This is a genomic window from Pseudomonas sp. MC6 (genome assembly GCF_054790575.1).
Window position 1 is genome coordinate 2,218,182 of sequence record NZ_CP186504.1, and the last position, 19,239, is coordinate 2,237,420.

Consider the following 19,239-nt stretch of genomic DNA (forward strand, 5'->3'; position numbering starts at 1 on the left):
ATGTAACCTGGGCCACAACGACCACAACGGCCCCACCGCTCATACCGCCAGCAGTTGTCGGGTCATCGCCATCGAGGTCTGCAACGACTGCCCGGTGCGCTGCAATTTGTTCAGCAAACTGGCGCCCAACCACAGCTGATACAAGGTTTCCGCCAGATGCCGGGCATCGCCCTGGGGCAGGCTGTTTTCGGCTTGACCCTGTTCTATACACAAGGAAATGCGCGCCACCACTTGCTCGGCACCATCGCGCAAGGTCAGGCGCATCGACTCCGACAAATCGGCGACTTCGGCGCTGAGCTTCACCACCAGACATTCGTCACCGTGGCCTTCGAGGGTGCAGCGGTTCTGCCAGCCCTGCCAGTAATCCATCAACCGCTCATAGGCGCTCAGCCCTGGCAGCGTCAGGCGCCGCTCCATGTCAGCGAGGTAGCCGACGAAGTAATCCGCAAGCAACGCCTGGCCGTACAGTTCTTTGGATTTGAAGTAGTGATAGAACGAACCCTTGGGCACACCGGCGGTTTGCAGGATTTCGTTGAGGCCGACACTGGTAAAGCCTTTCTCGGCCATCATCCGGTGGCCGGTGTCGAGCAAATGTTGGCGGGTGTCGTCGTAGGTCGGTTTCATGGGGCGCAAATTACCAGGCAATAGACCAGTCGTATTTTCGGAGGAACGGAAGTTTGCCATACCTGTCGATGAAAAACCGCAGGATAAAAAATTACTAGACGACCGGTCTAATTGGAATCTATGCTGCGCCCCGACAAACGTTTTCTGACCGGTGTGGCCGATGGGCGAATCCTTCGCTCAATCGAAGACACCTGATCGACTCAAGGTGCTCTATGAAAATCCTGATGGTTTTGACTTCCCACGATCAACTCGGCAACACCGGCAAGAAAACCGGCTTCTGGCTGGAAGAGTTCGCCGCGCCCTACTACGCCTTCAAGGACGCCGGTGCCGACGTCACCCTGGTCTCGCCGGCCGGTGGCCAACCGCCGCTGGACCCGAAAAGCGATGAGCCCGATGCGCAGACTGCCGAGACTGATCGCTTCCGCAAAGACTCCGCCGCGCAACAGGCACTGGCCAATACCGGCCTCCTGGCTGACGTCAGCGCTGATGATTTCGATGCGGTGTTCTACCCGGGCGGCCACGGCCCACTGTGGGACCTGGCCGAAGACAAGCAGTCGATCGCGTTGATCGAAGCGTTTGACCGCGCCAACAAACCCCACGGTTTTGTCTGCCATGCGCCGGGTGTGTTGCGTCACGCCCTCACCGCTGACGGCAAACCGCTGGTTCAGCATCGCCAGGTCACCGGTTTCACCAACTCCGAAGAAGAGGCCGTCGGGCTGACGGACGTGGTGCCGTTCCTGATCGAAGACGAGTTTCAGCGTCTCGGCGGTTATTACTCGAAAGTGGCTGACTGGCAGGTTCATGTGGTTGCCGATGGGCAACTGGTCACTGGCCAGAATCCGGCCAGCTCCGCCGCTGTTGCTAAAAAGCTTTTGGAAATGCTCGGCTAAAACCCTACAACCTCATCGAACGCCGGGGGCGTATCACCCGGCGTTATTTTTTCGCCCACCAATTAGTCGACTGGTCTAATAAACCCAAAGACAAGGTAATCCATGAATAGCAGCCCGTTCTTCACCCCGGCCAGACTCGGTCATCACACCCTGAAAAACCGCATCGTCCTGCCGCCACTCACCCGCCAGCGCAGCACCCAACCGGGCAACATTGCCAATGAGCTGATGGCCGAGTATTACCAACAGCGCGCCGGCGCCGGTTTGCTGGTCACCGAGGGCACGCAGATCGAGCCTCGTGGCCAGGGTTACGCGTGGACGCCGGGCATCCATACCGCAGAGCAAATCGCCGGATGGCGCAAAGTCACCGAAGCCGTACATGCCGTGGACGGGGTGATTTTCGCCCAGCTGTGGCACGTCGGCCGCGTCTCCCACACCGCGCTGCAACCCGACGGCGCAGCGCCGGTTTCCGCTTCCGCCGTGGCTACAGATCGGGTCAGCGTGTTTATCGAAACCGCCCCCGGCGCCGGTGAACTGGTGCCACCGTCGGCACCGCGTGCACTGAGCACCGACGAAGTGCAGGAACTGGTTCAGCTGTACATCCAGGCCGCACGCAACGCCATGGACGCGGGTTTCGATGGCATCGAATTGCACTGCGCCAACGGTTATCTGGTCAACCAGTTCATCTCCGCCCACAGCAATTTGCGCGACGATCAGTACGGCGGTTCGCTGCACAATCGCCTGCGCTTTTTGAAGGAAGTCGTCGCCGGCGTCGCCGAGTGCATCGGCAAGGAAAAAGTCGGCGTGCGTTTCGCCCCGCTGTTCACCACCACCGATGAAGCGCGCACTTACCTGGGCATGGTCGAGGAAGATCCGCACGCCACTTACATCGAAGCGATCAAAATCCTGCAAGACGTCGGCATTGCTTATCTGTCCATCGCCGAAGCCGATTGGGACAACGCCCCGGCGATGCCACAAACGTTCCGCCAGGCGGTGCGCGACACCTTCAGCGGCGCGATCATTTATGCCGGGCGTTACACCGCCGAATCCGGCGCGCAACTGCTCGATTCGGGGCTGGCAGACTTGGTCGCTTTTGGCCGCCCGTTCATGGCCAACCCCGATCTGCCTGCACGTATCGCCAATGACTGGCCGTTGAATGCGTTGAACCCGGCGACGGTGTATGGCGGCAACGCCGAAGGCTATACCGACTACCCCGTTTATCCCGGCTAAGCCTTTCCTCGCGGCGTCAAGCGCTCCCGCAACAGCGGGAACGTTCATCCGAGTCGGAGTGCAAGCCCTTGTGGGAGCGAGCCTGCTCGCGAAAGCGGCGTGTCAGTCAGCCAAAATGTTGAATGTGACGACGCCTTCGCGAGCAGGCTCGCTCCCACAGGGGAGATCTGAATATCACGCAATTCACCGCACAAAAACCTATACACATACTACAATCTGTACAACTATCTGGACTTGATGCTTAAACGTCCACTCGGCAGCCTGCTGCTCACTACGCTGAATCCGCGAAATGAACAAAACCCATCGGCTGTGCCTCGTTCTGGGTGACCAGCTCTCTTTTGATCTGGCTTCATTGGCAGGTCTGGATCGCGAACAGGATCGTGTGCTGCTGGTCGAGGTCATGGAAGAAGCCAGCCATGTTGCCCATCATCCGCAGAAGATCGCCTTGCTCTTCAGCGCCATGCGTCATTTCGCTCAGGCACTGAAAGACCAAGGCTTTCAGGTGCATTACGTGACCCTCGACGACCCGCACAACAGCGGCTCGGTGCCCGGCGAATTAAAGCGCTGGCAGGCGCTGCTGCAAGCGAACGAGGTGCACCTGACCGAATGCGGCGACTGGCGTCTGGAGCAATCACTGAAGGATTGTGGCTTGCCGATCCACTGGCATGCCGACAACCGTTTCCTGTGCAGCCGCGACGAATTTCGCGCGTGGGCCGCTGGCAAAAAGCAGCTGCGCATGGAGTTCTTCTATCGTGAGATGCGCCGCAAGAGTCGCCTGCTGCTCAACGGCGACGGCACCCCGGTCGGTGGCGCCTGGAACTTTGATGCCGACAATCGCAAAACCTTGCCCAAAACGGTAAAGGCGCCCTACCCGGCGGGTTTTACCAACGATGCAATCACCCTCGAAGTTCTCGCACTGGTCAAGGATCGCTTCGCCAGTCACTACGGCAGCCTGGATGATTTCAACTATCCGGTGACCCATGCCGATGCCCAGGCACTCTGGGCCTGGTTTCTCGATTACGGCCTGGCCGGATTCGGCGACTATCAGGACGCCATGGCCAGCGACGAACCGTTTCTGTTCCATGCCCGCATCAGCGCTGCGCTGAACATTGGCTTGCTCGATCTGCGTCAACTCTGCAGTGACGTGGAGTCTGCCTATTGGTCAGGCAACATTGCCCTGAATGCCGCCGAAGGCTTCATCCGCCAACTGATCGGCTGGCGCGAATACGTTCGGGGCGTCTACTGGCTGCACATGCCGGAATACGCCGAGGGCAATGCCTTTGGTAACACGCGGCGCTTGCCAGAGTTTTACTGGACCGGCGACACAAAGATGAACTGCATGCGCCAGGCCATCGGCCAAAGCCTCAAACACGCCTACGCCCATCACATTCAGCGCCTGATGGTGACTGGCAATTTCGCCCTGCTCTCCGGCATCGCACCGAGCCAGATTTGTGAATGGTATCTGGCGATTTATATGGACGCTTTCGACTGGGTCGAACTGCCCAACACCCTCGGCATGGTCATGCACGCCGACGGCGGTTACCTCGGCTCCAAGCCTTATTGCGCCAGCGGCCAGTACATCAACCGGATGTCCGACTACTGTCGCGGCTGTGCTTACTCGGTGCGCGAAACCACCACTGACAACGCCTGCCCGTTCAATGCGTTGTACTGGCATTTTCTCATGCGCCACGCTGACTTCCTGCGCGGCAATCAGCGCATGGGCATGATGTACAAAAACCTCGATCGCATGCCGCTGGAAAAACAGCAGGCTTTGTGGCAACGCGGGCAGAGTCTGCTCGACAGACTGGATCGCGGCGAATCGCTATGAAAACGCGTGTGCCTTTGGCCCGTGTGCAACTTAAACATGGGGCCCCGGGTCAATGGCTGACAAAGCTTGTGAGGCCGATGGTTTGAAACACGCCAATTGAACGCAAGCCAACCATCAACGCATGAAGGGTGAACATCCTGAAACAGCTTACTCGCGAGGAGCTTGAGTCTGAGGTCACGCGCCTGCGTCTGGCCGTCAAGGCGACCTGCGACGCCGTCTGGGACTGGGATCTGAAAACCAACCAGGTCATCTGGAACGACTCGCTGCAACAGGCGTATGGCTACGCGTCAGCAGCCATCGAGCCGACGTGTGACTGGCGATTTGCGCAGATTCACACGCAGGATCGCGCGCGCGTGACCACCTCGATTCGCTCGGCGATTGACGGCTCCGGGACGACCTGGAGCGCTGAGTACCGCTTCCTCTGCCAAGATGGTTCATACGCCGAAGTGCTGGATCGCGGCCATCTGATCCGCAATGCCGATGGCCAGGCCGAACGCATGATCGGCGCGATGCTCGACCTGACCCGCTCACGCAGCGCCGAAACCGCACTGCGCCAGAGTGAAGAGCGCTTCAGCACCATTCTGGAAACCATCGAGGCGGCGTTCGCCATCGTCAAAGTCAAATTCGACGCCGACGACCACCCCATCGACTATTACTTCGTCGAGGCCAACCCGGCATTCGAACGTCAGGCCGGGGTCAATCTGCGCGGCAAGTGGGTTACCGAGTTTGCGCCCAACCTGGAAAAATTCTGGTTCGAGACCTACGGCCATGTGGCCAAGACCGGCGAGCCGGCCAACTTCGAGAACTACGCCAATACCTTCGAACGCTGGTTCGATGTACGCGCCGTCCGCGTCGGCGACCCGGCCGATCGGCAGATTGCGATCTTCTTCAGCGATGTCACCGAGCGCCGCGACGCGCAAGAACGCTTGCGCATCAGCGAGGCCGTCGCCCGGGAAAACGTCGAGCGGGTACAACTCGCCCTGGCCGCCGGCGCCATTATCGGTACCTGGCACTGGCACCTGCCCAGCGATCGTTTCAGCGTCGATGAGGCCTTCGCGCGGGTTTTCGACCTCGATCCGGCCTGGGGTCTCGACGGTTTGAGCCTGGAACAAGTGGTAATGACCGTGCACCCGGACGACAGGGAAGGACTCACCACCGCGATCAACGAAGTCATTGCCCGTGGCGGTGCCTATTCGCACCAATACCGAGTGCGAGGCGCGGATGGCCAATACACCTGGATTGAAGCGAACGGCCGCGTCGAGTGCGCCGAAGACGGCACGCCTTTGCGCTTTCCCGGCGTGCTCATCGATGTCGAAGACCGGCGCAACGTCGAAGCCGAGCGCGACCGGGTCACCGCCGCGTTAAAAGCCCTCAACGACACACTGGAACAACGGGTCTCGGCGCGCACAGCGGACCTGATGCAGGCCGAAGAAAAGTTGCGGCAATCGCAGAAAATGGAAGCGGTCGGGCAACTCACCGGCGGTCTGGCCCATGACTTCAACAACCTGCTGGCGGGCATCTGCGCATCCCTTGAGCTGATGGACAAACGCATAGCCCAGGGTCGTTCGAACGACATCGACAAATACATGCAGATCGCCCAGGACGCCGCCAAACGCGCCACTGCCCTCACCCACCGTCTGCTGGCCTTCTCTCGACGTCAGACCCTCGATCCACGTCCGACTGAAGTCAACGCGCTGATTGCCGGCATGAGCGAACTGATCCAGCGCACCGTCGGCCCGAGTATTCGCCTGAAGACGGTCGCCGCCGCCGATCTGTGGCCGGCGCTGGTCGATGCCAGCCAACTGGAAAACGCCCTGCTCAACCTGTGCATCAACGCCCGCGATGCGATGCCCGATGGTGGCAGCATCATCGTCGAGACCGCCAATCGAACCCTGGATGCTGAATCAGCACGCTTACGGGAAATGCCCGAAGGACAATACCTGTGCCTGTCGGTCGCCGACACCGGTACCGGTATGAGTGCGGAAGTGATCGCCAAGGCCTTCGACCCGTTTTTCACCACCAAACCGCTGGGCCAGGGCACCGGGCTCGGGCTGTCGATGATCTACGGTTTCACCAAGCAATCCGGCGGGCAGGTGCGGGTGCAATCGACTGTGGGTCAAGGCACCACCATGTGCGTTTACCTGCCGCGCTACCTCGGCGAAGCGCAGCGCAATCACGATGACGCGCAAAGCTCGGCGACGCCTCATGCCAAGGCCGGTGAGACCATCCTGATTGTCGACGACGAACCCACCGTCCGCATGCTGCTCAAGGACGTGCTGAGCGACCTCGGCTACGACTTGCTCGAAGCGGGCGACAGCGTTGAAGGATTGGAAGTGCTGCGTTCCAGCGCGCACATCGATCTGCTCATTACCGATGTCGGTTTGCCCGGCGGCATGAACGGCCGGCAGATGGCCGATGCGGGCAGGCAAATCAGGCCGAAGTTGAAGACCTTGTTCATTACCGGGTACGCGGAAAACTCGGTGATCGGTAACGGTCAACTCGGCCCGGGCATGCAGGTGCTGACCAAACCGTTTGCCGTCGACACGTTGGTGTCACGCGTCTGTGGCCTGCTGTCCATCGAAGTCGAGTAAGGCTTGCGCGCGAGACGCCATGAAGCGGTTGCGCCCGGCCAACTTCGCTTGGTACAGCGCCTGATCGGCTGACTCGATCAAACCGTGCACCGGGTCCAGGTGCGACCCGCGCGCGGCGGCGATGCCAATGCTCAGGCTCACGCGGGCCACCGGGCTTGTCGGGTGGTCAATGTTGGCTTTCTGCAAGCGCTCGATAATCAACTGCGCTACCACGGCGGCACCGTCGATGTCGGTGGCGGGCATGATCACCGCGAACTCTTCACCGCCGTAGCGCGCGACCAGGTCTGACGGTCGCCGCACGCATTCATCCAGCACCCTGGCGACAGCTTGCAGACAAGCGTCGCCGGCAACGTGCCCGAGCGCATCATTGAACAGTTTGAAATAGTCGATATCGATCATCAGCAAGGCCAGCGATGAGCCGTCGCGCTGTGCCCGCCGCGCCTCTGTGGCCAGGGTCTGGTCGAAGCAGCGCCGATTCGCCAGACCGGTCAGTGCATCCTTCATGGCCAGCAGTTCCAGTTGTCGGTTCGAGCCGAGCAACTGCTGCTGAGCAATGCGCAGTTCGCCTTCAACCTGGGTCCGGCGCCGGATATCGAGGATCAAGCACCAGCCGATCAGGCCGGTCAGTCCCAACAGCCCCGCCACCACCACCGCCGACAACAGCGCCTCGGTTCGCCAGGCCGTGAGCGCTTCACGCTTGCCGATGGCGACCGTGGTGATCAGCGGCAATTTTTCACTTTTGCGGAAGGCGTAGAGGCGTTCGACGCCATCCAGGCTGGAGGTATACGACGCGGTGCCGACCGATTGATCGACCAGGTACTTGGCGTAGATCGGCGACTTGGAAAAGTTGCGGCCCATGTCCTGCTCGCGGAACGGATAGCGCACCAGCAACGTGCCGTCGGTATACGACAAACCGATGGCACCTTCCTGCCCGACGTCGAGTTTGCCGAACAGGCGCAGGAAGTTTTCCACGCCCAAGGTCACGGCCACGACCCCGGCAAACTCGCCGCGATCATCATTGAAACGGCGGCTGACGGTGATCACCCACTCCTGATTGGAGCGGCTACGGATGGGTGGCCCAATAAAGGGTTCGCGGCTCGGGTCGTCGCGATGATGAATGAAGTAGGCCCGATCACTGCTGTTGGCCCCCGCCGGAATCGGTCGGTTCGACGACATCAGCCAATGGCCCTGACGGTCATAGATGGTGATCCCGCTCATTTGTGGCATCAACGGCTGTTGGCGGTTGATCAACGCACCCAAGCGCTGGATCTGCGCGGGGCCACTGCCTTCGGTTTCCAGGCGCTCGACCAGCCCGAGCAACAGCAGCGAACTTTGCCGGACAATGCCCTCGGAATAGGTCTCGAGTGCCTGGGTCAGGTTCAACCCGTGCACGTTGACTTCCTCCAGCGCGCGATCGCGCGAGGACAGCACTTTCCAGATGGTCAGCGACGCCAGGGAGCAGCCGATGACCAGCAGCAAGAGGATGACGAGGTGGGTATCACGCTTCACGAAAGTACCTAATGGAAAGTCCGGTTTCCCGTTCCGGCCGTTACTGATTCAAGGCAATAACAGCGGTCGTATGTCCTCGACCGGCGCAAGGATACAAGTAGCGCGTCGAACGTGCAGCAACCGTATGACGGAACGTCGTTTTCAGCCCCTTGGCGTTGTTTCGCAACGACACGGCAGCGGCCTGCAACTTATATTCACGGCCGCAGGTCATTAGGCTTGCTGAGGTTGAATCCATCCGCAAACCTCGAACATTGAAGACACCGCCGTGGCCGCTGACCTCGATCGCCGCAACAACCTGTCCCTGGACAGCCTGAACTTTTTCCTCGCCGACGTGCGCGACGGCCTCGGCCCCTATCTGGCCATCTATCTGTTGGCGGTGCATCACTGGGAGCCGGCCAGCATTGGTCTGGTGATGACCATCGCCGGGGTCGCCGCGCTGATCACCCAGACACCCGCCGGCGCCTGGGTCGACAACAGCCGACGCAAACGTGCGTTGATTGCGATCGCCGCGCTGCTGGTGACCGGCAGTTGCCTGCTGCTGCCGTTCGTGACGTCGTTCACTTGGGTGGCGTTGACGCAAACCCTGAGTGCAATGGCCGCCTCGATATTCGCCCCGGCCATCTGCGCGATCACCCTGGGCATGACCGGACCACGGGCGTTCACCCGGCGAACCGGGCGCAATGAAACCTTCAATCATGCCGGCAACGCCTGCGCCGCCCTCCTCGCCGGTGTATTCGCTTATCTGTTCGGCCCGGTGGCAGTGTTCTACCTGATGGCGGCCATGGCCCTGGCCAGTGTCATCGCCATCGCCTGCGTGGCGCCAGAAGCGATCGACCATGATCAGGCCCGCGGACTGGACCCGGCCGACACTGGGCATCGCCAACCTTCCGGGTTATCCGTGCTGCTGGGTAACCGGTCGCTGCTGCTGTTCGCCATTTGCTGTGCACTGTTCCACCTCGCCAATGCGGCGATGTTGCCGCTGGTAAGCCAAAAACTTGCGCAAGCCAATCTGCAGATGGCCACCCCGCTGACCTCGGCCTGCATCGTCGCGGCGCAACTGGTGATGGTGCCGGCGGCATTACTGGTCGGGGCGAAAGCCGATCTATGGGGACGCAAGCCGCTGCTGCTGGCCGGATTCCTGATCCTGCCCTTGCGCGGCGTGCTCTACACGCTGTCGGACGATGCTTATTGGCTGGTCGCGGTGCAGCTGCTCGACGGCGTCGGCGCCGGTCTGTTCGGCGCCTTGTTTCCGATCATGGTCAAAGACCTCACCCAGGGCACCGGCCACTTCAACATCAGCCTCGGCGCGTTGACGACTGTGTTCGGGCTGGGCGCAGCACTGAGCAACGGACTTGCCGGGTTCGTTGTGCAGGAGGCCGGTTACAGCGCGGCATTTCTGACCCTGGCCGGTATTGCGGCGGTGGCGGTTGTGCTGCTTGGGATTGGGGTTCCGGAAACCCTGCGCAGTGGCCGTCAGGCTGAAACCGGAGTGGCCGACGCCAGCGCTGAATCCTCAGCGTAATCCATATCCCGTGCCTGCCCTCTGATCGCCGCCATATCGTGTCTGCGCGGCGTTGAAAATCCAGACTCAGTGGATCAGGCAAGCAATCCAGAGGAATGCACTTCGGCGCTGAGGCGCTGATCGAGAGAATGTTCGTGCACAGGCTCAGACGAATAAACCCTCAATCGCAAGGACATTCCAGTGAAAGGTTTTTGCTTGGCCTTCGGGCTGCTCTTCAGTACTTTTTCAGCCATGGGAGCCGATATGTCGAACGGCGCAGACAACTTCTACACCAGCGATAAAGTGACCGTGGAAAAGGTCACCTTCAAGAACCAGTACGGGATGAAGGTCGCAGGCAATCTGTTCAGCCTGAAAAACCTCGACCCACAGTCAAAAAATGCCGCGATCATCGTCGGCCACCCGATGGGCGCAGTGAAAGAGCAAAGCGCCAATCTCTACGCGACCAAAATGGCGGAACAGGGTTTCGTCACGCTGTCGTTCGACTTGTCCTTCTGGGGCGAAAGCGAGGGCCTGCCACGCCAGTCGGTTGCACCGGACATTTATGCCGAAGACTTCAGCGCGGCGGTGGACTTTCTCGGCACTCGTCCGCTGGTCGATCGCGAGCGTATCGGCGTTATCGGTATTTGCGGCAGCGGCAGCTTCGCCATCAGTGCCGCCAAGATCGACCCACGTTTGAAGGCGATTGCCACCGTGAGCATGTACGACATGGGCGCCGCCAACCGTAACGGCCTCAAGCATTCGCTCACGCCAGCGCAACGCCAATCCATCATTGAACAGGCGGCGCAGCAGCGTAACGCGCAGTCCTGGGGCGGCCCGGTGCGCTACACCGGCGGCACACCGCTGAAACTCACCGGCAACGCCGTGGGTGACGAGTTCTACGATTTCTACCGCACCCCGCGTGGCCAGGTCACCCCGGCCGGCGCTTCGCCGCAGACCACCACCATGCCCACACTGATCAGCAATGTGAAGTTCATGAACTTCTACCCGTTCAATGACATCGAGAGCATCTCCCCGCGCCCGCTGCTGTTCATTGCCGGCGCTCAGGCGCACTCCCGCGAGTTCAGTGAAGACGCGTACCAGCGCGCGGCCGAGCCCAAAGAGCTGCTGATCATTCCAGGGGCCGGCCATGTCGACTTGTACGACCGGGTCAACCTGATTCCCTTCGCCAAATTGACCACGTTCTTCAGCCATAACCTGAAGTAACGCCATCGCAACGCTGCCAGCGCTTTCAAGCGCAGACACGACAAAAGCCTGCTTTCAAGGCAGGCTTTTGTTCGGTCGCGTCAGCTTACTTCTGCTGGGCGGTCAGCGCCGAGTAGCTGTTCATCAGGTTGCGGTAGTTCGGAATCCGCTGCGACAGCAGATTGCCCAGCCCTTCAATGTCGTTGCGCCAGTCGCGATGCAGCTCACAGGCCACCGAGAACCAGTTCATCATCTGTGCGCCGGCCTGAGTCATGCGGCTCCACGCGGCTTGTTGCACGGTGGTGTTGAAGGTGCCGGACGCATCAGTCACCACAAACACCTCGAACCCTTCCGCCAGCGCCGACAAGGTCGGGAACGCTACGCAGACATCCGTTACTACACCGGCAATGATGATCTGTTTACGGCCGGTAGCCTTGATCGCTTTCACAAAATCTTCGTTGTCCCACGCGTTGATCTGGCCTGGACGAGCGATGTACGGCGCGTCCGGGAACATTTCTTTCAACTCTGGCACCAGCGGGCCGTTCGGGCCTTGTTCGAAACTAGTGGTGAGGATGGTCGGCAGTTCGAAGAACTTGGCCAGATCAGCCAGGGCCAGCACGTTGTTCTTGAATTCGTTTGGCGAGAAGTCCTGCACCAGGGAAATCAGGCCGGTCTGGTGGTCGACCAGCAGCACGATGGCGTCGTCTTTGTTCAGGCGGTTGTAGGTTGGAGTGGTCATGGTGTGCGTCCCTTTTGAGTTTTTGAAGTTGTTGTTGCGTTCAAGTTGGGTACAGATTACTGACGCACAGGGACGGGATAAATCGGCTGAAAAGCGTTTCACCGTCAACTCGAACAGGACAATCAGGCAATAAAACACGCTCCGCGCCGAACTTTCTGGCGATCCTTGTCATACTGTTGCGATGCATTACGTATGAAAAAAGGAGATGTTCATGCTCGGACGCCGTCCGCCAGAGCCGAACACCGTAGACCCAAGCAGAGCCGCCTCTGCCCGCAACGCCGTGCGCGCCGGCTCGACATTCCGCCTGACGGTCAGCTTTATGCTGGTGGTGGTATTGGCCTTTTTGACGGTCGAGAGCTGGCGCACCTGGCGCGACTATCGCGCTGCATTCGCCTCGGCGCGCGATTCGGTGACCAACCTGGCCCGCGCCACCGCGCAGCACGCCGAAGACACCATTCGGCAAATGGATGTGCTGACCGCCGCCCTGAGTGAGCGGATCGAAGGCGATGGCCTGCAGAATCTCGACGTGCCGCGTATTCACAAACTGCTGGTGCAGCAATCGAAAATCATGCCGCAGCTGCATGGCTTGTTTATCTACGGGGCGGATGGGCAGTGGCTCGTCACCGACAAGGAAGTCACGCCCGAGACCGCTAACAACGCCGATCGCGATTACTTTCAATACCACCGCAGCCATGATGATCGGCAGGTGCGCATCGGTGATGTGGTGGAAAGCCGATCGACCCATGACCTGATCATTCCCGTCTCCCGTCGTCTGAACAATCCCGACGGCTCGTTCGCCGGGGTGCTGCTGGGCACGGTCAAGGTCAGCTACTTTGTCGACTATTACGGCGACTTCAGAATCGATGACAAAGGCGCACTGGTGCTGGCCAGACGCGACGGCACCATCCTCGTGCGCCGGCCGTTCATCGCCTCGGTGATCGGCAAAAGCCTGGCCAACAGCGAGATCTTCAAGGTCTACCTGCCCAACGCCAACGCCGGTATTGCGCAAGTCCGCGCGGTGGTCGACGACACTGAGCGGTTGTATGGCTATCGCGCGCTCACCACCTATCCGCTGGTGGTCGAGGCCGGGCTTTCACGGGACTCGATCATCGAACCGTGGCAGCAGGATTTGCTGAAAAACGGCTTCGTGCTGGTGTTTCTGATTTTGGTGCTCAGCGGTTTCGGCCTGGTGGTGCTGCACCAGTTGCGCCAGCGCATGGCCATGGAGCGGGAAATTCGCTACGCGCACCAGACCATGCGTGACATGGCGCTGACTGACAGCCTGACCGGACTGGGCAACCGCCGACGTCTGGACAATGCGCTGGCGGACGAAATCCGTCTAGCGCGGCGACAAGGTTCGGCGCTGTCATTGATCATGCTCGATGTCGACCACTTCAAACGCTACAACGATCAGTATGGCCATGCGGCGGGTGATGATTGCCTGAGCGCTGTCGGGCAGGCGATCCAGCAAGCAGTCAAACGACCGAGCGACCTGGCGGTGCGCTACGGCGGCGAAGAGTTCACCGTGCTGCTGCCCAACACCGACAATGCCGGCGCCATTCAGGTTACCGAAGACATACTGCAGGCCATCCGTGCACTGAAACTGGAGCACGCCGGGCATCCTTTGGGTTATGTCACCGCCAGCGCCGGGATTACCACTTGGCATCCAGTCGATGACACGGTAACCCCGGCGACCCTGTTGAAAGCAGCCGATACCTGCCTGTATCAAGCCAAGCAGCAAGGCCGCAACCGCTGGTGCTCACAGGGCAAGCAACCCGACGTCGCGGTTATGAGCAAATAACACCTTCATTAAACCGTCGCTCAAACGTTGTACTAGGATAGGATCCAAGTCTGCGGTATTTCGTCGACCAAGGAGATCGTCGACAGTGCGGCAGATGTTTATGAATTAACGTCTCTCAGGGATGACACGCAAATGAATTCACACTTGTTCCCCCACATCGGCAAGGTTATTGCCAGCACCGGCAGCCGGCACTTTCCGCGCATGCTGCATGACCTGATCCTGACGCAACTGGCGGTCGACGCCACGCACATCCGGCAGATGCGTGTCGAACCGGTCGGCCGCACGTCGAGTCGCAGTGAGCCGGAGCCGCTGAAAGGGCCGGCCCTGATCGCCGAAACGGTGTTTTCCGAGCACAGCGCAGCGCCCGCCCATCATTTGCAGAACCCGCCAGCCGCGACCAGCGCAGACGCCTCGCAACTGCACCTGACCCGACGCAAGGACGGCTACCGCTACGTGATTTCGGTGTACCGCAACGGCGAATCGCAGCGCTTTTCCGCGCAGGAACGCAGCCTGTTGCAGGACATTTCCCCGGTGCTGCTGCCGATGGTGGAAAAACACATCAACGCCCTGCAACCGGCCACTCCTGATCCGCAAACCCCGCCCGAAGCAACCGAAGGCAACGGCCTGGAAACCTTGCGCCTGCGCTTTGACGAGCGCCTTGAGCAACTGGGGCTGAGCCTGTCGAACCGCGAAACCGAAGTGTGTGTCGGCCTGCTCGCCGGCCGCACGGCGCCGGAACTGGCGGAACAATTGGCGTTGAAGGTCAACACCGTGGAGAGTTATCTGAAACGGGCGGCGATCAAGTTGGGTATCAGCGGACGGCATTCGTTGATGCGCTGGATGTATTCGCCGTTGGAGGCGTTGGCGTCGAGTGCGGCTTGATACGCAGGGATTGAGAGGGTTTCGGTTTTTTGGGTGTGTCAGTGAGATTCCCCCCTCACCCCAGCCCTCTCCCCCCAAGGGGGCGAGGGGGAAAGGGAGCCGATCTCGGTTGAATTCGAAACTGAGTTCGACTTTTGAGCCGATTTTTGTGCTGTTCAAAACCTGAGTTCGACTCGTTATCCCACGTCGGTGTACCTCGAAAGAACACCTCGGTCAGTCCCCTCTCCCCCTGGGAGAGGGTTAGGGTGAGGGCAATCCAGCGACGTGCTCCAAAGCCTGATTCACCGCCAATTCCCCCAACATCACCACTTGCACGATGCGAGGGAGCAGGCTCCCTCACGCGGCTGTTTCGCAATTAGTTGGGCAAGCGCTGGTTGTCGAGGACGCGACTCACCACCAATTCACTCAGCATGATCACCTGTTGCAGGATCAGCATTTTTTTGCGGTGAGGACTGTCGACCAAGTCGGCAAGGTCGCGGGCCATGTCACTGGCCGATGACAACGATTCGTAGGCTTCAACGAGCAGGGTTTCGTCGTCGATGGTGGGGTCGATCAGGTAGATCTTGCCGGTTTTGCGAGTAGGTTTTGAGGTTTTGAACGCGGAAGGATTGAGGTAGAAATTGATCGCCCGTTCTGTGGCCTCTTTGATGTTTTGAGGTTCCAGTGCGGCGTCGTAGGGGATTGGATCGGTATCTGGTGGGTTGGGTGTGGCTTTGAACATAGATAAAGTCTCGTATCGAAATTAACCGGAGCCATCACTTTCGCTACCAAACGAAGGTGGCGGCCATGCGCGGGTTGGTAGACCGGTCGATACGGAAACCCGGCGCTCATGAATGAGCCCCACGCATGTCCACCATATAAAACGCAGCCGCAAAAAAGAGACTGCATAAGGGGGCGCCATACGGCGGTACCGAAGCGGGCTACCGAACCCGATCACTGATTTGCAGTGACAGGCAAACGATATATCCCGACCCATAGCCGCGTAAGCCGGCGGATTCTGGCGTACGCGTAGGTAACGACGCAAGGTGTTGTAGGCGGTATGACGTAACGGGTCGTGTAATTTAAACGCGCTCACGGTATCGTGTTTATTGATGGAAATTCTGGATGGCGGTGGTTCGAGTTTTTGCGGTGTGTCAGTTGGATCTACCCCCTCACCCCAGCCCTCTCCCCCAAGGGGGGCGAGGGGGAAAGGGAGCCGATTTTTGTGCTGTTCAAAACCTGAGTTCGACTCGGTATCCCACGTCGGCGTATCTCCAGCAAACACCGCGTTCAGTCCCCTCTCCCTCTGGGAGAGGGCTAGGGTGAGGGTCAGCTCTTAATCCCGTGCCAACGCCTCAATCGGATCAAGCCGCGAGGCATTCCGCGCCGGCACAAACCCGAACACAATCCCGATCAACGTCGAGCACACCACCGCCGTTAGCACCGACGCCAACGAAAACACCATCTCCCATTCCTTGATAAACACCGAAAACAGATGCCCGATCGCATACGACAGGGAAATTCCGATCGCCCCGCCCAACAAACAGACCATCACCGCCTCCACCAAAAACTGCTGACGAATGTCCGACTGCCGCGCGCCCACCGCCATGCGAATGCCAATCTCGCGGGTACGTTCGGTCACGGACACCAGCATGATGTTCATCACGCCGATACCGCCCACCACCAACGAAATCACCGCAATCAGCGACAGCAACAACGCCAGCGAGCGGCTGGTTTTCTGCACGGTCTGCAGGACGCTGTCGAGGTTGTTGGTGAAGAAATCCTTGGTGCCGTGGCGTTGCAGCAACAGTTGAGTGACGTGCTCTTCCACCACTTTGCTCGGCTGGCCGTCCTTCATGCGCACGCTGATGCTGTCCAGATAACGCTGACCCAACACCCGCCCGGCTGCCGTTTCGTAGGGCACCCAGACGTTGAGGGTCTTGCCCGAGGCGAACAGGCTTTTATCCTGCGCGGCCACGCCGATCACCGTGCAAGGCAGGTTACCGATCAGGATCACCTGGCCCAACGGGTCGACATCCTGGCCAAACAGGCGCTGCCGGGTGTTGTGATCTATGACCACCACCTGCGCCTGGCGCCGTGCATCGTTTTCGCTGAACGGGATACCCGCTGCCATCTTGATCTCGCGCACCTTGAAGTACTGATCGCTGACGCCGTTGACCTGCGCATCCAGGTCGATATTGCGATAGCGCAGCAACAGGCTGCGGCCGATCATCGGCGTGGCGCTGTCGACGTAGTACAGCTGATTCAGCGCGGTGACATCGGCCGGTGTCAGGGTTTCGATGGCCGCTGCACGTTTGTCGCCGTAACTGCTGCCGGGATAGACATCGATGGTGTTGCTGCCAATCGCGGCGATGTCCTTGAGCACGTAGTTCTTGGCGCCCTCGCCCACCGCTGAAATTGACACCACCGAGGTGATGCCAATGACGATGCCAAGCATGGTCAGCAAGGTGCGCATGCGATGGGAAATCAACGCCACCCACGCCATGGCGAACGCCTCTTTGAACAAACCGAGACTGGCAACAAGACGTCGAGAGGCGGTGGCTTTCGGCGTCACCGGTTCGTCGCTGAGCAGCTGCGTGGTGTCGCGTTCGTTGGCGCGGTCGCTGAGGATTTCGCCGTCGCTGACTTCGATGATGCGCTCAGCGTTGGCCGCGACTTTCGGGTCGTGGGTCACCAGAATCACCGTGTGCCCTGCCGCGTGCAGCTCCAGCAGGATGCGCATCACCTCTTTGCCGCTGGCCGTGTCGAGAGCGCCGGTCGGTTCGTCGGCGAGGATTACTTCGCCGCCATTCATCAAGGCCCGGGCGATACTCACCCGTTGCTGCTGACCGCCGGAAAGCTGGCTCGGCCGATGCGTCAGGTGCCCTTCCAGACCCAATCGCGCCAACAGCTCACGGGCGCGGGCATGGCGCTGAAGCTGCGGTGTGCCGGCGTAAATCGCCGGCATCTCGACGTTGTGCATCGCGCTCAAATGCGGCAGCAAGTGATAACGCTGGAAGATGAAGCCGAAGTAGTCACGGCGCAGCTCGGCCAGGGCCTGATTGTCCAGATCGCGGGTTTCCTGGCCGTTGATCCTGTAGCTGCCGGCGGTGGCGTAATCGAGGCAACCGAGGATATTCATCAGCGTCGATTTGCCGGAACCGGAGGCACCAATGATCGCCACCATTTCCCCGGCATTGATCGTCAGATTGATGTTGTTCAGCGCGAGAAACTCGCGGTCGCCAGCGGTGAAACTGCGGGTGATGCCGCTCAGCTGTAGCAGTGGCTCAGTCATGCTCAGGCCCCCGCCACATTGGTCAGCGGATCACCGATGACCACGCGATCACCTTCCGCTAAGCCATCATTGATCTGCACTTTGACGTTGTTGTTGATCCCGGTCTGCACGTTGCGCGACTGCGCGTGGCCCTTGGCGTCGAGCACCCGTACCGGAAAACTGCCATCGGCATTGCGCGGACCGAGCGCCGCCACCGGCACGGTCAGCACCGACTTGGCGGTGTCGAGGATAATGCGCACCTGCGCGGTCATCGAGATGCGCAAGCGATGATCGGGATTGGGCACCTCGAACAAGGCGTTGTAGAACACCGCGCTGCTTTGCTTAGGCGTGCCGGCGGGCGGTGTTTCAAGAAAGTTCTGCGGCGCCGGGTCGGTGCCGCGCAGCTTCGCGTAGTAGCGTTTGTCCTCGCCAAGAATGGTGAAATACACCTCTTGCCCCGGCGCAATGTGGATCACATCGGCCTCGGACACCTGCGCTTTCACCGTCATGGTGTCCAGATCCGCCAGTTTCAGCAGGACCGGCGCCAGTTGGCTGGCGATCACCGTTTGCCCTTCCTGTGTTACCACGCCGACCACATCGCCATCGATCGGCGCAACAATCCGCGTGTAGGCCAGATTGACCTTTGCCGTGTCGATCTGGATGTGCGCGCTTTTGATCTGCGCGTCCAGTGACATCAGATTGGCCTGCTGCACCTGATAGTTCGACTCGGCGGTTTCGAAATCCTGACGGGAGATCGAGGCGTCGTCCTGCAAGTTCTTGTAGCGCTCGTAAATCGCTTTGGTCTGCCTCAGTTGAGCCTGCGTGGCGCGTTTTTGCGCCTGCAGGTTCTCCTCATCGACCTGGGCCTGACGCAGGGTGTTCTGCAACACCAGCGGATCGATTTCCGCCAGCCACTGGCCCTTCTTCACCTTGTCGCCAACCTTGACCTTGAGCGACTTCAATTGCCCGGACACTTGCGCGCCGACGTCCACTTGTTTGATGCCTTCAAGCAACCCGGTGGCCAGCACCGCGTTTTCAATATCACTGCGTTCAACGGGCGCCGTCAGATATTGCGGCGCCTCGGCCGGTGCCTGCACCGCATAGAACGCCAATCCCGCGACCGCCACCAACGCCAGACCCATACCGACTTTGCGCAACTTCGACTTTTCCATAAATGACCACAAGTCCGTT

The 19,239-nt window shown here is 60.0% G+C and carries 14 protein-coding genes; 8 read left to right on the forward strand and 6 right to left on the reverse strand.

Features of this window, described 5'->3' with window-relative positions; translation table 11 throughout:
* Nucleotides 1-39: 39 nt before the first annotated feature.
* Nucleotides 40-624: a TetR/AcrR family transcriptional regulator gene (locus ACOYXE_RS09965; protein ID WP_160057495.1), complete on the reverse strand. Its 585-nt coding sequence runs from the start codon at nucleotides 622-624 to the stop codon at nucleotides 40-42.
* Nucleotides 625-836: 212 nt separating this feature from the next.
* Between ACOYXE_RS09965 and ACOYXE_RS09970 the strand changes: the two genes are divergently transcribed.
* From ACOYXE_RS09970 to ACOYXE_RS09985, 4 genes are all read left to right on the forward strand, one after another.
* Nucleotides 837-1,514, forward strand: coding sequence for a type 1 glutamine amidotransferase domain-containing protein (locus ACOYXE_RS09970; RefSeq protein ID WP_160057494.1), 678 nt, complete (start codon nucleotides 837-839; stop codon nucleotides 1,512-1,514).
* A gap of 102 nt (nucleotides 1,515-1,616) precedes the next feature.
* Complete coding sequence (locus ACOYXE_RS09975) at nucleotides 1,617-2,741, forward strand: alkene reductase (protein WP_405124008.1); 1,125 nt, start codon at nucleotides 1,617-1,619, stop codon at nucleotides 2,739-2,741.
* 289 nt (nucleotides 2,742-3,030) lie between these two features.
* On the forward strand, nucleotides 3,031-4,569 hold the full coding sequence (locus tag ACOYXE_RS09980) for a cryptochrome/photolyase family protein (RefSeq protein WP_460928982.1): 1,539 nt from the start codon (nucleotides 3,031-3,033) through the stop codon (nucleotides 4,567-4,569).
* A 128-nt stretch (nucleotides 4,570-4,697) separates the two neighbouring features.
* Nucleotides 4,698-7,160 carry a PAS domain-containing protein gene (locus ACOYXE_RS09985; protein WP_460928984.1) on the forward strand — a complete coding sequence of 821 codons (2,463 nt, stop codon included), beginning with the start codon at nucleotides 4,698-4,700 and terminating at the stop codon, nucleotides 7,158-7,160.
* On the opposite strand, the gene ACOYXE_RS09990 is transcribed toward ACOYXE_RS09985, so the two are convergent.
* Entirely contained in the window at nucleotides 7,122-8,669 is a 1,548-nt protein-coding gene (locus tag ACOYXE_RS09990; RefSeq protein ID WP_160057490.1) for a sensor domain-containing diguanylate cyclase, read from the reverse strand. The genes ACOYXE_RS09985 and ACOYXE_RS09990 overlap by 39 nt on opposite strands.
* Nucleotides 8,670-8,934: 265 nt before the next feature.
* Between ACOYXE_RS09990 and ACOYXE_RS09995 the strand changes: the two genes are divergently transcribed.
* Nucleotides 8,935-10,191, forward strand: coding sequence for an MFS transporter (locus ACOYXE_RS09995; protein WP_460928986.1), 1,257 nt, complete (start codon nucleotides 8,935-8,937; stop codon nucleotides 10,189-10,191).
* Nucleotides 10,192-10,371: 180 nt separating this feature from the next.
* Nucleotides 10,372-11,394, forward strand: a complete 1,023-nt coding sequence (locus tag ACOYXE_RS10000) for an alpha/beta hydrolase (RefSeq protein WP_460928988.1) — start codon at nucleotides 10,372-10,374, stop codon at nucleotides 11,392-11,394.
* Nucleotides 11,395-11,479: 85 nt separating this feature from the next.
* On the opposite strand, the gene ycaC is transcribed toward ACOYXE_RS10000, so the two are convergent.
* The gene (gene ycaC, locus ACOYXE_RS10005; protein ID WP_007915995.1) at nucleotides 11,480-12,112 is read right to left on the reverse strand and encodes an isochorismate family cysteine hydrolase YcaC; all 633 of its coding nucleotides are present in this window, start codon (nucleotides 12,110-12,112) and stop codon (nucleotides 11,480-11,482) included.
* A 211-nt stretch (nucleotides 12,113-12,323) separates the two neighbouring features.
* Between ycaC and ACOYXE_RS10010 the strand changes: the two genes are divergently transcribed.
* Nucleotides 12,324-13,913, forward strand: coding sequence for a sensor domain-containing diguanylate cyclase (locus ACOYXE_RS10010; RefSeq protein ID WP_160057487.1), 1,590 nt, complete (start codon nucleotides 12,324-12,326; stop codon nucleotides 13,911-13,913).
* A 132-nt stretch (nucleotides 13,914-14,045) separates the two neighbouring features.
* Nucleotides 14,046-14,795 carry a response regulator transcription factor gene (locus tag ACOYXE_RS10015; protein ID WP_460928991.1) on the forward strand — a complete coding sequence of 250 codons (750 nt, stop codon included), beginning with the start codon at nucleotides 14,046-14,048 and terminating at the stop codon, nucleotides 14,793-14,795.
* A 355-nt stretch (nucleotides 14,796-15,150) separates the two neighbouring features.
* On the opposite strand, the gene ACOYXE_RS10020 is transcribed toward ACOYXE_RS10015, so the two are convergent.
* The 3 genes from ACOYXE_RS10020 to macA all read right to left on the reverse strand — a co-directional run bounded on the left by ACOYXE_RS10020 (nucleotide 15,151) and on the right by macA (nucleotide 19,220).
* Entirely contained in the window at nucleotides 15,151-15,516 is a 366-nt protein-coding gene (locus ACOYXE_RS10020; protein ID WP_460928993.1) for a DUF6124 family protein, read from the reverse strand.
* A 594-nt stretch (nucleotides 15,517-16,110) separates the two neighbouring features.
* Nucleotides 16,111-18,069, reverse strand: coding sequence for a MacB family efflux pump subunit (locus ACOYXE_RS10025; RefSeq protein ID WP_460928995.1), 1,959 nt, complete (start codon nucleotides 18,067-18,069; stop codon nucleotides 16,111-16,113).
* Between the two features lie 2 nt (nucleotides 18,070-18,071).
* The gene (gene macA / locus ACOYXE_RS10030) at nucleotides 18,072-19,220 is read right to left on the reverse strand and encodes a macrolide transporter subunit MacA (RefSeq protein WP_405124016.1); all 1,149 of its coding nucleotides are present in this window, start codon (nucleotides 19,218-19,220) and stop codon (nucleotides 18,072-18,074) included.
* Nucleotides 19,221-19,239 lie beyond the last annotated feature (19 nt).